The organism is Mesorhizobium sp. LMG17149, assembly GCF_024518695.1.
Lineage (GTDB): Bacteria > Pseudomonadota > Alphaproteobacteria > Rhizobiales > Rhizobiaceae > Mesorhizobium.
The window spans coordinates 529152-542357 of record NZ_JANIFL010000005.1 but is presented as its reverse complement, the minus strand read 5'-3'; the positions used below and the strand labels follow the sequence as shown (position 1 = coordinate 542357).

The window sequence follows — 13206 nt, the reverse complement described above, 5'->3', positions numbered from 1 at the left end:
ATGGATCGGCGATTGTTTCTGACTGGAATGCTTGGGCTTGCAGGGGCTGCGACCGTCGTCGCAATCGCGCGTCCTGCCACCGCCCTGGCCGGCATCCCTGATACGGGGCCCGGCATTCTCGATGAGCTCGACAAACCATCCGACGACATTCTCGGCCCGGATGGTCCCGATGTCCAGGACGGCGTCGAGTTCGTGCGGCACCGCAGATGGCACCGCCGCCGTCGCCGACGCGGGTGGAGGCGGGTTTGCCGTCGCTATTGGCGCAATGGTTCTTGGCGCCGCAGATGTTTCCGCAGATCCTTCTGGATCCACTTCTGACGGGATCACCAAACGCGAAGGCTCCGGCATCCGCCGGAGCCTTCGCTATCGCTGCGGGCTTGAATCCAATCGGCAAAAAAGGCCCGCCGCCCCTCGGCAGCGGGCAGGTCCTGGAGTGCCGGGGATCAACCCGGCATGGGATCAACGAGCGGATCACCGGTTGGTTGCAGGGATCGGCCCGGTAGCCTTCCTTTGGGTGGACCGCCACCGGGCCTGACCGGAGCGGGGTGTATTGGGGGAGCCCCGGCTGCTTCCAAAATATCACCTTTCACTTAAATTAGCTTTAGCTAATTTACAGAAAGCCATGCGCCACCCGCAGATGGGTTGCGCCTTCACGGAAATGTCGAAGTGACGTCTCCCTGCTTATGCCATTCGACATTCGCGGAACTAAAGCGGTTGCATCTGACTTTGGTTGGTAACGCGCAAAGACTTTTTTCTGCTATCTTAAGGTTACTAAATGGAAATTGATCGGCGCGGCATATCAAGGCGATTCGCGCTGACGATCTCTTTGTTTTTCGAGGAACTGCTTGGCGTGTTCCGCCCAATCAGCCGCCGTGACTTTATGCTCCCGAACGGACTTTCTGAAAGCCTTGCGCAGAGCGTCAAGGTCAAAGGCCCATACTTGTTGGCCTTCTTTAGTGTTCGATTTTGCGTCACCCGTCCCCATGAAAGCGACGGTATGCACCGCAAACTCAATCTTTCAAGGATCAATGCCTGACTTCTTTTGGGTATATCCGGGTATATCGAATATACAATCGTCTGCATAAAACAGGTTCAAACCGTGAACAAAATCTGGCATGGTGCCTGGCATGCCGATCATCTCCCCCATCCTCATCAACCCTCTCATCGACGGCCGCCAGTCCGAACGCGCCATGCTGGTGCGGCGCGGCGTACAGCGGCTGCTCATGGATATGGGCGCACATGTGTTGCCCGAACTGTCGCTGGCCACGGGCCGCCGCGCCGACCTCGTCGCGCTGACCCGGCAGGGCGATATCTGGATCATCGAGATCAAATCCTCGATCGAGGATTTCAGGGTCGACCGCAAATGGCCCGACTACCGGCTGCATTCCGACCGCTTCTTCTTCGCCACCCATCCCGGCGTGCCCTCGGAGATATTTCCCCAGGAGTGCGGCTTCATCCTCTCCGACGGCTACGGCGCCGAGATCCTGCGCGATGCGCCCGAGCACCGCATGGCAGCGGCAACGCGCAAAGCGCTGATGCTGCGGATCGCGCGGGCCGGCGCTTCGCGGCTGCTGGCGGCAGAGCTTGCCGGCGTGTCGGTGCCGGCGCTGGAGGGTGAGAGCGAGTAGCGATTGTCCCCCAAGTCCTAAGACTGCCTCTACTCTTCACCGTCCTCCACGCCACCCCTGGCGGGCGCCATGAGCAGCACGGCAGCGCCCAGGATAGCGGCGATGAAGGAACCGGCGAGGATGCCGACCTTGACCGCGTCCTGCAGCGCCACGTCGCCGGCGAAGGCGAGCAGGCCGATGAACAGGCTCATGGTGAAGCCGATGCCGCACAGCAGCGATATGCCGATCATGTGCGTCCAGCCGGCATTGGCTGGCAGGTCGGCAAGACCGAGCCGGATGGCAAGTGCCGAGGAGCCGAACACGCCGACCAGCTTGCCGACCACCAGGCCGGCGGCGACACCCAGCGTCAACGGCTCAATCAGCGCACTGACGCTGAGACCGGCGAGCGAAACGCCGGCATTGGCAAAGCCGAAGATCGGGATGACGACGAAGGCCACTATCTTGTGCAGGCCGTGCTCGAGCCGGTGCAGGGGCGAACGGTCGAGATCGTGGCCGATCCCGGCGGAACGCTCAAGCGGGATGGTCAGCGCCAGCGCCACGCCGGCGAGCGTGGCATGGACGCCGGATTTCAGAACCAGCACCCACAGGATGACGCCGAGCACGAGATAGGGAACCAGCGTCATCACCCGCATGCGGTTGAGCACGACAAGCGCGGCAATGACGGCGAAGGCAGCACCCAGATAAGCCAGCGAAAGGCCGCTGGTGTAGAAGATGGCGATGATGATGACGGCACCGAGGTCGTCGATGATGGCGAGTGCTGTGAGGAACACCTTCAGCGAAGCCGGCACGCGGCTGCCGAGCAGCGACAGCACGCCGAGCGCGAAAGCGATGTCGGTGGCGGTCGGGATCGCCCAGCCGGACAGGGCGGCCGCATTGTTGCGGTTGACGGCCACATAGACGAGTGCCGGAACCAACATGCCGCCGGCGGCTGCAATGCCGGGCAGCACGCGCCGGGGCCAGGTGGAGAGCTGGCCGTCCAGCATCTCGCGCTTGATCTCCAGTCCGACGAGCAGGAAGAACACCGCCATCAGCCCGTCATTGACCCAATGCGAGACACTGAGCGGGCCGAGATAGGCGTGGAGCACGGAGAAATAGGTTTCGGCGAGCGGCGAGTTGGCGACGATCAGCGCCAGTGCCGCCGCCACCATCAGGATGATGCCGCCGGCCGCTTCGCTATCGAGAAATTCGCGGAAAACGGAAACCGGCCGCTGCTTCAGATCCTGCATGTCGCCTCCGTTAAGCCGCCTGTTTGGCGGGCTTCATTGTCCAAGCGCTAGCGCCGCCCCTCACCTGCCTGCCGGCATCCTCTCCCCGTATAGTGACGGGGAGAGGGACGCTGTCATTTATGATTTCGCCAATCACCAACGTTACAGAAATTACGCCTAGGTTGCGGCTAGCCCCTTCTCCCCGTCACTATACGGGGAGAAGTGCCCGGCAGGGCGATGAGGGGCCGCGCTGACTTCGGCGATTGGGCCCTCTCCGCCGCTGGTTACAAACTTGGCCCCAAGCGACACCCTGCGATCCTAACGTGGCGCGCGCTTGGCCAGTATGCGCTGCAAGGTGCGGCGGTGCATGTTGAGCCGGCGCGCTGTCTCGGAGACGTTGCGCTCGCACATCTCATAGACGCGCTGGATATGCTCCCAACGGACGCGGTCGGCCGACATCGGGTTTTCAGGCGGCGCCGCGCGCTCGCCGGCGGTGCGGGTGAGTGCAGCGAAGATATCATCGGCGTCGGCGGGCTTGGAGAGATAATCGACCGCACCGAGCTTCACCGCGGTCACCGCGGTGGCGATGTTGCCATAGCCGGTCAGGATGATGGTGCGGGAATCCTCACGCTTTTCGCGGATGGCCGCGACCACGTCGAGGCCGTTGCCGTCGCCGAGCCGCATGTCGACCACGGCGTAGGCGGGTGGATTGGCGCGCGCCTTGGCAACCGCCTCCTCGACGCTCTCGGCCGTCTCGACCACGAAGCCCCTGGCTTCCATGGCGCGAGCCAGACGCGTGAGGAACGGCTTGTCGTCATCGACGACAAGCAGCGAGGTGTCCTCGCCTTCAACCATTGCGCCAATATTCTCGTCGCCTGTCATAGTCTCAAAATTCCTGCTGCCTTAATTTTACGCAAATATAGTTCCTGAGCCCGATTGTCCAATTTTTAGAGGTCCTTCAAGGCTCTCAGGCGGTGTCGAACATGCTGGCCGAAGTGATTTCCGGATTAAGGAACACACCACGCGGCCACGATATCTGTACCATGGCGCCCTCGCCCAGGCCGCTCGAATTGCGGAAATCGAGCACGGCACCGGAGCGTTCGAGCAGGGTCTTGGCGATGAACAGGCCGAGGCCCAGACCGCCGCCGGTTTCATTGCCCTGACGCGTCGACATATAGGGCTCGCCGATGCGGTCGATGATCTCGGCCGGAAAGCCGGGGCCGTCATCGATGATCGAGAAGGTGACGGTGGCCTCGTCCCAGCTCCAGTGCACGGTGACGCTTTTGCGGGCGAAATCGACGGCGTTTTCGACCAAATTGCCGAGGCCGTAGATGACGCCCGGATTGCGTCGCCCGACCGGCTCGGGGCCGATTCGTTCGCCGGGCCGAAGCTTGATCGAGATGCCGAAGTCCCGGTGCGGCGCGGTGACCTCCTCGACCAGCGAGGTCAATGGCAGCCGCGAAAGATGCGCCTCGCCCTCGGAGGACAGGCTGGTCAGCCGCTTGAGAATCTCGCGGCAGCGCTCGCTCTGCGAACGCAACAGCGTTACGTCTTCCCCATATTTCGGATCCTTGCCGAGCGCCTTTTCCATCTCCTTGGCGACAAGTGCGATGGTGGCGAGCGGCGTGCCGAGCTCGTGCGCGGCCGCGGCGGCCAGCCCGTCGAGGGCCGAAAGGTGCTGCTCGCGCTGCAGCACCAGCTCTGTTGCGGCGAGCGCATTGGCCAGAAGCCGGGCTTCGGCGGCCACCCGGAAGGCGTATATGGCGGTGAAGGCGATCGAGGACAGCACCGCCATCCACATGCCGGCGACATAGAGAAAAGGCATCGCCAGCGGCGCGTCCTCATGCCAGGGCAGCGGCAGGTGGACAAAGACCAGAAAGGTCGCCGCCGACATGACCAGCCCGCCGAGGATGGCGGTCAGGCGCAGGGGCAGCGATGTCGCCGAAATGACGACAGGCACGGTCATCAGCAGCGAGAACGGGTTGGTGAGGCCTCCGGTCATGTAGAGCAGGCCGGCAAGCTGCAGGCTGTCGAAGATGAGGATGCCGAAGGCCGCAAGCGGTGTCAGCCGGTGCGCCGCCGGAAAGCGGAAGGCGAGAAACAGGTTCATCCAGGCCGAACAGGCGATCAGGGCAAAGCAGAGGCTGACCGGCAGCGGAAACTTCAGCCCATAGGCGACGACCAGCACCGTCAGGCTCTGCCCGACAATGGCAAGCCAGCGCAACCGGATCAGCGTGTTGAGGCGCAGTCTCTGGCTCTGCTGGAAATCGGGCGAACGCAAAACGTTGATCATGGCCATGGATTACAGCCGCGGGACCAGGAACGCTAGGTCCCGCGCGGCTTAGCCCGGGCGGTGGCGGTCGCGAGCAGCGGGTTTTCCGGCCAGACATGCTTGGGATAGCGGCCGCGCATGTCGGCGCGCACATCGGCCCAGGAGCCGCGCCAGAAGCCGGGCAGGTCGCGCGTCGTCTGGATCGGCCGGTGCGCCGGCGACAGGAGTTCGAGCGTCAGCGGCACGGCGCCATTGGCGATCGAAGGATGGCGGTCGAGGCCGAACAGCTCCTGCACGCGAATCGCCAGCACAGGCCATTCGCCGTCATAGCGGATCGGCACATGGCTGCCCGACGGGGCATCGAAATGGGTCGGCGCCAGCGTATCGATCCTGCGCTGCAGATCATGCGGCACGAGGCTGGCCAGTCCGGCCGAGACAGCGCCCGCATCGATGGCGGCAAACGAGGCCGCGCCGGCGAGGTAAGGCAGCAGCCAGTCGTCGAGGCGCTCGATGAGGGCGGCATCCGCCATATCGGGCCAGGGCGCGCCAAGGCCGCGATGCAGCCAGCCAAGCCGCTGGCGCAGCGTTTGCGCCTCCTTGCTCCAATTCAGCAGCGACAGCCCGTGCTGGCGCACCGCATCGAGGACGGCGCGGTCGGCGTCAGCACCGATTGGCGGCGGCAGCATGCGTTCGGCAAGCGTGATGGCGCCAAGGCGCACGGTTTCGCGGACGCGCACGGCGCGCTTGTCGCGGTCGAAGCTCGTTTCACGGCGGACCTCGATCCTGTCCGCCAGCGCGGCGCGGACATCGTCCTCGCCGATCGCTGCCGCCGCCGTGATGCGCGCATTCTGTGCCTTGCCCTGCAGGTCGGCGACGACCAGAAACGGCTCGCCCGCCAGCGGATCGGCGGCGTCGAGCATGGCGCCGGAGCCGTTGGCCAGCACGAAACGGCCACGCTCGCCGCGCGCCTTCGCCACCCGATCCGGCCAGGCGTGGACGAGCAGGGGACCGGCTGCCGCAGCTTCGCTGCCCTTCGCCTCGCCAGCCTGCCTCGCCAGCCGTTCGGCGAGCTGCTTGGCGGCTGTAGCGCGTGGCGATTTTTCCCCGCGAAAACGCATCAGCCGCCGCTCCAGATCGGCGCCGTCGCCACCAAGGCCGCGTTCGGTGAGCAGCACGGCAAGCATCGCCGCCTCGAAGGCATGGCCGCTGCCGGCTGCCTCGGCAACCATGTGCGCCAACCGCACCGGCAGGGCGAGCTTGCGCATGGCTGCACCCGCGTCCGTCAGGCGCCCCGTCTCGTCGATGGCATCCAGCGCGCGTAGTAGCCCCCTTGCCTCATTAAGGGCCGGAACAGGCGGCGGATCGAGAAAAGCGAGCCCTGCCGGATCGGCAACGCCGAAGGCAGCGCAATCGAGCAGCAGTCCGGACAGATCGGCCTCAAGGATTTCCGGCGGCGTGAAGGCGGGGAGTGCAGCCGTCTGCTCGGCCCGCCACAACCGGATGGCGACGCCTGGCTGCGTGCGCCCGGCACGGCCGGCGCGCTGGTCGGCGGAAGCCTTGCTGACGCGCACGGTCTCCAACCGGGTGAGGCCGCTGGCCGGCTCATAGCGCGGCAGCCGCGACAGGCCCGAATCGATGACGACGCGCACGCCGTCGATGGTGATCGAGGTTTCGGCGATCGAGGTGGCCAGCACCACCTTGCGGCGGCCGGCCGGCGGCGGCTTGATCGCCGCGTCCTGCGCCTTGCCGTCGAGCATGCCGTAGAGCGGGACGATGTCGGTATCGGTGCCGACCTTGCCGGCCAGCCGTTCGGCGGTGCGCTCGATCTCGCGCTGGCCGGGCAGGAAGGCAAGCACGCTGCCGCTCTCGTCGGCAAGGGCAGCGCGGATCGCCTTGGCCATCGCGTCCTCGATGGCGATGCCGGCGGGGCGTTCGTCATACCGGATGTCTACGGGGAAGACGCGACCCTCGCTTTCGACGACCGGCGCGCCCGACATGAGTTTGGCGACACGCGCGCCGTCGAGCGTCGCCGACATCACTGCCAAGCGCAGATCCGGCCTGAGCGCCCCTTGGACGTCGAGCGCCAGAGCGAGACCAAAATCGCCGTCGAGCGAGCGCTCGTGGAATTCGTCGAAAATGACAGCCGAAACACCGGGCAGTTCGGGATCGTCGAGGATCATGCGCGCCAGCACGCCTTCGGTGACGACCACGATCCTGGTCTTTGCCGACATGCGGTTTTCCATGCGCATGGCATAGCCGACGGTGGCGCCAGGTTCCTCACCAAGCAATTCAGCCATCCGGCGGGCGGCGGCGCGGGCGGCGAGCCGGCGCGGTTCAAGCAGGATGATCTTGCCGGCGCCGAGCCAAGGCGCGTCAAGCAGCGCCAGCGGCACCAGCGTCGTCTTGCCGGCGCCCGGCGGCGCCACCAGCACGGCGCTGTTGCCATGGCCGAGCGCTTCCGTCAGCGTCGGCAGCACGGCGGATACAGGAAGCTCCGGCAGGGGTTTTGTGGTCATGGCGCCCGCATATCAGCGGTTACGGCCAAGGCGCAACCAGAGTCGGTTTAAAGCCGGGTGCGCGAAAACGGGTTCCAGCGCACGGTGCCCAGCCGCGCTTCCTCACGAACCATGGTCAAAAGGCCGGCGCCGCCAACGACCGCCAGGCCAACCAGCGACAGCCCGTCCGGATATTCCTGGAAGAACAACGCGCCGAGGATCACCGCCCAGGCGATCTGCGAATAATGCGTCGGCGCGACGCGGTTGGCGGGCGCGTATTTCATGGCCAGCAGCTGCAGGAATTGTCCACCCGCGGTGAAGGCACCGGCCATTGCCAGCCACAGCAACTGCTTTCCGCTGGGAACAGTAAAGGCGGTGGCGGCGGCACCGATGCCGTTGAACAGCAGGCCGCAACCGACCAGCACGCCGAGCATGGTGGTGCGCTTTTCCTGCTGCGCCAGCGAGCGCATCAGGATGACGCTGGTGGCCGCGAGGAAAGCAACGCCGAAGGCGGCAAGATGGCCGAGATTGAGTTCGCGAAAGCCAGGCCGCACCACCAGCATGACGCCGGCAAAACCGGCGACCACCGCCAGCCAGCGCCAAGGGCCGACCTTCTCCTTGAGGATCACCGTGGAGAGAATGGTGACGCAGAGCGGCGCCAGGAAGATCAGCGCATAGGACTCGGCCAGAGGAATGGTGGTGAAGGCGTAGACGCTGAGCACGCCGGAAGCGATACCCGCCCAGGCACGCGCCTGCACCGCCCATGGCCTTTTGGTGCGCCAGAAATCGCGCCAGCGTTCGCCCGCAGGTCGCGTGAAGAACAGGAAGAAGCCCGCGAACAAGGTTATGAAAAAGCCGATCTCGAAGATCGTGAGTTGACCGCCCAGGCTTTTGACAACGGCATCGCTGCCCGAATAGCTTGCGTAGGCGATCAGGGCGAGCAGGATTCCGTTCGTCACGTTGTTCCAGTTCCGGGGAGAGAGTGATTTGAAAATCCTGGCGCTCGGTGCCCATCCGGACGACATCGAGATCTTCATGTTCGGTACGATGGCCGCCTATGCCGCGCAAGGCGCAGAGCTCACTTTTGCCATGGCCACGGATGGTGCCAGGGGCGGCACGAGTGATCCCGCTGTTCTCGCTCGTGTCCGTCGCGATGAAGCAACGGCCGCAGCTGCGCTGGTAGGCGCAATGCCACGCTTCCTCGACTTCCCGGACGGCGAGTTGGTGGCCGATGCAGCGCTGATCGGAGCTCTGAAAGCACTGATTGGTCAAACCGGCCCGGATCTGGTGATCACGCATGCGCCCAACGACTATCATGCCGACCATCGCGCGCTGTCGGACGGCGTGCGCATCGCGGCGTCTTTCGCCGTCCCGGTGCTGCATGCCGACACGATGGGCGGCACCGGTTTTTCGCCGACGCACTATGTCGACATTTCCGCCCATGCCGACGTCAAGGCCGAGGCGATCCGAATGCATCAGTCGCAGGATCCCGACCGCTTCGTCGACATCGCGCGGACACAGAACGCCTTTCGAGCCGGCCAGTGCAACGGCGCGCAAGGCTCATCGGCCGAAGCCTTCCGCTTCGAACCGTCGTTCCCGTTCGCCGATATCCGCGCGCTGCTGCCGCCGGCGCCGCCGATCCGGAAGGTGATGGTGAGCACCAGAAGGGTCGATTGAGAAGCCGAGGCGACCCACGGCCCTGGCCAGAAGCGGCTTGAACGGCTTCGGTAAGCCGACCAGCGAGCCGCGCTTTTCCAACGTTTTCAGACATCGCCATAAGCATGCTGCGGCGCAGCAACGAATTCGCTTGCTTTGTTTAGTAATAATTGCATCACTAAACAAATTACTAAACATCCGCAGCGTAACAGCGCCGCCATGTTTAGGCCCCTGAGGAGAGGGGTTGAGGGCTTTTTGAAACCGTCATCCGGGCGCGTTTCGCAAATGGGAGGAAGTCATGAAATCGAGCTTGAAACTGGCGTTGGGACTGACCTCGGCGATCACAGCGTCGACAGCCGTCTCGAACGTCGCGCACGCTGAGGACCTGACGCTGTGCTGGGCCGCCTGGGATCCGGCCAACGCGCTTGTCGAACTGTCCAAGGATTTTACCAAGGAAACGGGCATCGGCATGAAATTCGAGTTCGTGCCATGGACCAACTATGCCGACCGTTTCCTCAACGAGCTGAATTCGCACGGCAAATTGTGCGACCTGATCATCGGCGACAGCCAGTGGATCGGCGGCGCTGCCGAGAACGGCCATTACGTCAAGCTGAACGACTTCTTCGACAAGGAGAAGATCAGCATGGACGATTTCGTGCCGGCAACCGTCGTCGGCTATTCGGAATGGCCGAAGAACACGCCGAACTACTGGGCGCTGCCGGCCATGGGCGACGTTGTTGGCTGGACCTACCGCAAGGACTGGTTCTCCAAGCCGGAGCTGCAGAAGGAATTCAAGGAGAAATACGGTTGGGATCTCGGCCCGCCGACCACTTTCGACCAGTTGAAGCAGGTCGCCGAGTTCTTCCAGAAGCGTGAGATCGACGGCAAGACCGTCTACGGCGCCTCGATCTACACCGAGCGCGGCTCTGAAGGCATCACCATGGGCGCCATGGACGTGCTCTACAGCTATGGCTTCCAGTACGAAAACCCCAAAAAGCCCTACGAGATGGAAGGCTTCGTCAACTCCGACAAGTCGGTGAAGGGGCTGGAATTCTACAAGGCGCTCTATGATTGCTGCACGCCTCCGGGTGCCTCGAACAGCTACATGGGCGAAGGGGTCGACGCCTTCAAATCCGGCCAGGTGGCGATGCACATGAACTTCGCCTTCACATGGCCAGGCCTGCAGAAGGACGAGAATGTCGGCGGCGACAAGATCGGTTACTTCGTCAACCCGAAGGGTCCGGACGGCGAGCAGTTCGCCCAGCTCGGCGGCCAGGGCATCTCCGTGGTGTCCTATTCCGACAAGCAGGAAGCGGCGCTGAAATACATCAAATGGTTCGCCAACAAGGACGTGCAGGCCAAATGGTGGTCGCTCGGCGGCTATTCCTGTCTCAACGCGGTGGTCAAGGATCCGAAGTTCCCGGCCAGCCAGCCCTACGCGCAGACCTTCCTCGACTCGATGGCCATCGTGAAGGACTTCTGGGCCGAGCCGAGCTACGCACCGCTGCTGCAGGCCTCGCAGAAGCGCTTCCACGACTATGTCGTCGCCGGCCAGGGTTCGGCCAAGGATGCGCTGGACGGCCTGGTCAAGGACTGGACGCAGGTCTTCCAGGATGACGGCAAGATGTAACCGGCTCCTCCCGAGCTAGGCCCCTGAGCCGGATGATTTCAGGTCGGATCGACCAGAAATCATCCGCCTCTAGGAATAAGGAGAGAGAGCATGATGTCGTCCGAAAACCGCTTCACACTTTTCGGCATCATGCTCTTGGTCCCGTGCCGGCCTTGGCACGGGACGCAGTTCAGATAAATTCCATGACAGAGACGACCAAGTGACCGAAGCAGGACTCACCATGCTCAATCGGACCGCGGAGAACGTTGCCCGGGCGACCCCGGAGCCGTTGGCCCGCAAGGTCCGGGGCATCAGCGACAAGGGCCTCGCCTGGCTGTTCATCTCGCCGACGATCCTGTTGCTGCTGGCCATCAACATCTTTCCGCTGTTCTGGGCGATCTATCTGTCGTTCACCAACTACCGCGCCAACCGTCCGAACGAGGTGGTGAAGAACCTCGGCTTTGCCAACTACCAGCGCATCCTCGGCGACAAGGATATCTGGATCGCCATGCAGACGACGGCGCATTTCGTGTTCTGGACCATCCTGTTGCAGACGCTGATCGGCTTCACCCTGGCCTGGCTGATCGACAGGAAGTTCCGCGGCCACGCCTTCTGGACGACGCTGATCCTGGTGCCCATGATGCTGTCGCCGGCGGTGGTCGGTAATTTCTGGCGCTTCCTCTATGAGCCGCAGATCGGCCTATTCGCCTACGCCATATCCTTCGTCACGAGGATCCCGCCGACCGATATCCAGATGCTCTCCAACGTGTCGCTGGCGCCCTGGTCGATCATCATCGTCGATACCTGGATGTGGACACCCTACGTGATGCTGATCTGCCTGGCGGGCCTGCGCTCCATCCCCGAATACATCTACGAGGCGGCCGAGGTCGACCGCGCCTCCAACTGGCGGCAGTTCTGGTCGATCACGCTGCCGATGGCGTTGCCCTTCATCATGCTGGCTGTGCTGTTTCGCGGTATCGAGAACTTCAAGATGTTCGACATGGTCAATCTGTTGACCGGCGGCGGGCCGGGCTCGACGACCGAGGTCGCCTCGATAACGCTGAAGCGGCAGGCTTTCGAAAGCTGGCGCACCGGCTATTCCTCGGCCTTCGCAATCATTCTTTTCGTGGCGGTGTTCGGTCTGGCCAACATCTACGTCAAGGCGCTCAACAAGGTGAAGCAGAGATGATCCTGACCACAGCCCATTCGGTCGTCGCACCGAGCAGCAACTCGAAACGGATCGCCGGCACGATCATCGTGCTCTACGCGCTGATCTCGATCGTGCCGCTGCTGTGGATCTTCGCCACCAGCTTCAAGACGCCACCGGATTCGATCGCCTATCCGCCCAAGATCCTGTTCCAGCCCAGCCTTGAGGGCTACTGCAATCTGTTCACGACGCGGACCCGGCAGACGCCGGAATACATCAACTCGCTGGGCCCGGCGACAGGCTTCTGCGACGAGACCACGCGCAAGCGCAACATGGTGATCGCCGGTCCGTCCAACTTCCTGCCGCGCTTCGTCAATTCGCTGATCATCGCCTTCGGCTCGACTTTCTGCGCCGTGTTCCTCGGCACGCTCTCGGCCTATGGCTTCTCGCGCTTCAAGGTGCCGCTCGCCGACGACCTTTTGTTCTTCATCCTGTCGACGCGCTTCATGCCGCCGATCGCCGTCGCCATTCCGATCTATCTGATGTACCGCGAGCTTGGCCTGTCGGACACGGCGCTCGGCATGATCCTGCTCTACACGGCGGTCAATGTTTCGCTGGCGGTGTGGCTGCTGAAAGGCTTCATCGACGAAATCCCGCGCGAGTACGAAGAGGCGGCGATGATCGACGGCTATACACGGCTGCAGGCCTTCTGGCGCACCGTGCTGCCGCAAGCGACGACCGGCATTGCAGCGACCGCGATCTTCTGCCTGATCTTCGCCTGGAACGAGTATGCGTTCGCGGCACTCCTGACCTCGGGCACCGCGCAGACCGCGCCGCCCTTCATCCCAACCATCATCGGCGAAGGCGGCCAGGACTGGCCGGCGGTCGCGGCCGGCACGACGATCTTCCTGGTGCCGATCCTGGTCTTCACCATTCTGCTCCGCAAGCAATTGCTGCGCGGCATCACCTTCGGCGCGGTGCGCAAATGAGCATGACCAAGCCTCAGAAACGCAAGTCGCGCTGGCCGGTCTGGGCCAGGCGCGGGCTGATGGAAAACATCGCCACGGCGCTGATCGCCATCGGCTTCCTGATGCTGTTCCAGCCCTTCGCGCTGTCGCTCTACACCTACTCCTTCATCACCATGCTCGCCGGCACCGTGATGTTCATCATCGTCTCGAAATTCCCGGAATAATC

The 13206-nt window shown here is 63.6% G+C and carries 12 protein-coding genes; 7 read left to right on the top strand and 5 right to left on the bottom strand.

The window, feature by feature from the left end:
• The first annotated feature begins 775 nt into the window (after nucleotides 1-775).
• Together NP945_RS14675 and NP945_RS14670 are read left to right on the top strand one after the other, a co-directional pair.
• Nucleotides 776-1036 (top strand): hypothetical protein, encoded by a 261-nt coding sequence (locus tag NP945_RS14675; protein ID WP_256746736.1) that lies wholly within the window; start codon nucleotides 776-778, stop codon nucleotides 1034-1036.
• Nucleotides 1037-1127: 91 nt separating this feature from the next.
• Nucleotides 1128-1628: an MmcB family DNA repair protein gene (locus tag NP945_RS14670; protein WP_050596738.1), complete on the top strand. Its 501-nt coding sequence runs from the start codon at nucleotides 1128-1130 to the stop codon at nucleotides 1626-1628.
• 29 nt (nucleotides 1629-1657) lie between these two features.
• Here NP945_RS14670 and nhaA read toward each other — a convergent pair whose 3' ends face one another.
• From nhaA to NP945_RS14645, 5 genes are all read right to left on the bottom strand, one after another.
• Nucleotides 1658-2854, bottom strand: coding sequence for a Na+/H+ antiporter NhaA (gene nhaA / locus NP945_RS14665; protein WP_127397240.1), 1197 nt, complete (start codon nucleotides 2852-2854; stop codon nucleotides 1658-1660).
• Between the two features lie 297 nt (nucleotides 2855-3151).
• Nucleotides 3152-3715 carry an ActR/PrrA/RegA family redox response regulator transcription factor gene (locus tag NP945_RS14660; RefSeq protein ID WP_013528072.1) on the bottom strand — a complete coding sequence of 188 codons (564 nt, stop codon included), beginning with the start codon at nucleotides 3713-3715 and terminating at the stop codon, nucleotides 3152-3154.
• An 85-nt stretch (nucleotides 3716-3800) separates the two neighbouring features.
• Nucleotides 3801-5132 carry an ActS/PrrB/RegB family redox-sensitive histidine kinase gene (locus tag NP945_RS14655; RefSeq protein ID WP_127383477.1) on the bottom strand — a complete coding sequence of 444 codons (1332 nt, stop codon included), beginning with the start codon at nucleotides 5130-5132 and terminating at the stop codon, nucleotides 3801-3803.
• A gap of 26 nt (nucleotides 5133-5158) precedes the next feature.
• Nucleotides 5159-7621, bottom strand: a complete 2463-nt coding sequence (hrpB, locus tag NP945_RS14650) for an ATP-dependent helicase HrpB (RefSeq protein WP_256746735.1) — start codon at nucleotides 7619-7621, stop codon at nucleotides 5159-5161.
• 47 nt (nucleotides 7622-7668) lie between these two features.
• Entirely contained in the window at nucleotides 7669-8559 is an 891-nt protein-coding gene (locus NP945_RS14645; RefSeq protein WP_127397038.1) for a DMT family transporter, read from the bottom strand.
• Nucleotides 8560-8587: 28 nt separating this feature from the next.
• Between NP945_RS14645 and NP945_RS14640 the strand changes: the two genes are divergently transcribed.
• The 5 genes from NP945_RS14640 (at nucleotide 8588) to NP945_RS14620 (ending at nucleotide 13204) form a co-directional block, all read left to right on the top strand.
• Nucleotides 8588-9277 carry a PIG-L deacetylase family protein gene (locus NP945_RS14640; protein WP_128307320.1) on the top strand — a complete coding sequence of 230 codons (690 nt, stop codon included), beginning with the start codon at nucleotides 8588-8590 and terminating at the stop codon, nucleotides 9275-9277.
• A 277-nt stretch (nucleotides 9278-9554) separates the two neighbouring features.
• Entirely contained in the window at nucleotides 9555-10886 is a 1332-nt protein-coding gene (locus NP945_RS14635) for an ABC transporter substrate-binding protein (RefSeq protein WP_127328780.1), read from the top strand.
• A 220-nt stretch (nucleotides 10887-11106) separates the two neighbouring features.
• The gene (locus NP945_RS14630) at nucleotides 11107-12054 is read left to right on the top strand and encodes a carbohydrate ABC transporter permease (RefSeq protein ID WP_032901495.1); all 948 of its coding nucleotides are present in this window, start codon (nucleotides 11107-11109) and stop codon (nucleotides 12052-12054) included.
• The gene (locus tag NP945_RS14625; RefSeq protein ID WP_256746734.1) at nucleotides 12051-13001 is read left to right on the top strand and encodes a carbohydrate ABC transporter permease; all 951 of its coding nucleotides are present in this window, start codon (nucleotides 12051-12053) and stop codon (nucleotides 12999-13001) included. The genes NP945_RS14630 and NP945_RS14625 overlap by 4 nt, the downstream gene beginning before the upstream one ends.
• Nucleotides 12998-13204 carry a hypothetical protein gene (locus NP945_RS14620; RefSeq protein WP_127320730.1) on the top strand — a complete coding sequence of 69 codons (207 nt, stop codon included), beginning with the start codon at nucleotides 12998-13000 and terminating at the stop codon, nucleotides 13202-13204. Before NP945_RS14625 ends, NP945_RS14620 begins: the two co-directional genes overlap by 4 nt.
• Nucleotides 13205-13206: the final 2 nt, after the last annotated feature.

What these genes read in the sequence shown, in the direction of transcription:
- NP945_RS14675 (WP_256746736.1), top strand. Translation starts at nt 776, where the DNA reads ATGGAAATTGATCGGCGCGGCATATCAAGGCGATTCGCGCTGACGATC.
- NP945_RS14670 (WP_050596738.1), top strand. Translation starts at nt 1,128, where the DNA reads ATGCCGATCATCTCCCCCATCCTCATCAACCCTCTCATCGACGGCCGC.
- nhaA (WP_127397240.1), bottom strand. Translation starts at nt 2,854, where the DNA reads ATGCAGGATCTGAAGCAGCGGCCGGTTTCCGTTTTCCGCGAATTTCTC.
- NP945_RS14660 (WP_013528072.1), bottom strand. Translation starts at nt 3,715, where the DNA reads ATGACAGGCGACGAGAATATTGGCGCAATGGTTGAAGGCGAGGACACC.
- NP945_RS14655 (WP_127383477.1), bottom strand. Translation starts at nt 5,132, where the DNA reads ATGGCCATGATCAACGTTTTGCGTTCGCCCGATTTCCAGCAGAGCCAG.
- hrpB (WP_256746735.1), bottom strand. Translation starts at nt 7,621, where the DNA reads ATGACCACAAAACCCCTGCCGGAGCTTCCTGTATCCGCCGTGCTGCCG.
- NP945_RS14635 (WP_127328780.1), top strand. Translation starts at nt 9,555, where the DNA reads ATGAAATCGAGCTTGAAACTGGCGTTGGGACTGACCTCGGCGATCACA.
- NP945_RS14630 (WP_032901495.1), top strand. Translation starts at nt 11,107, where the DNA reads ATGCTCAATCGGACCGCGGAGAACGTTGCCCGGGCGACCCCGGAGCCG.
- NP945_RS14625 (WP_256746734.1), top strand. Translation starts at nt 12,051, where the DNA reads ATGATCCTGACCACAGCCCATTCGGTCGTCGCACCGAGCAGCAACTCG.
- NP945_RS14620 (WP_127320730.1), top strand. Translation starts at nt 12,998, where the DNA reads ATGAGCATGACCAAGCCTCAGAAACGCAAGTCGCGCTGGCCGGTCTGG.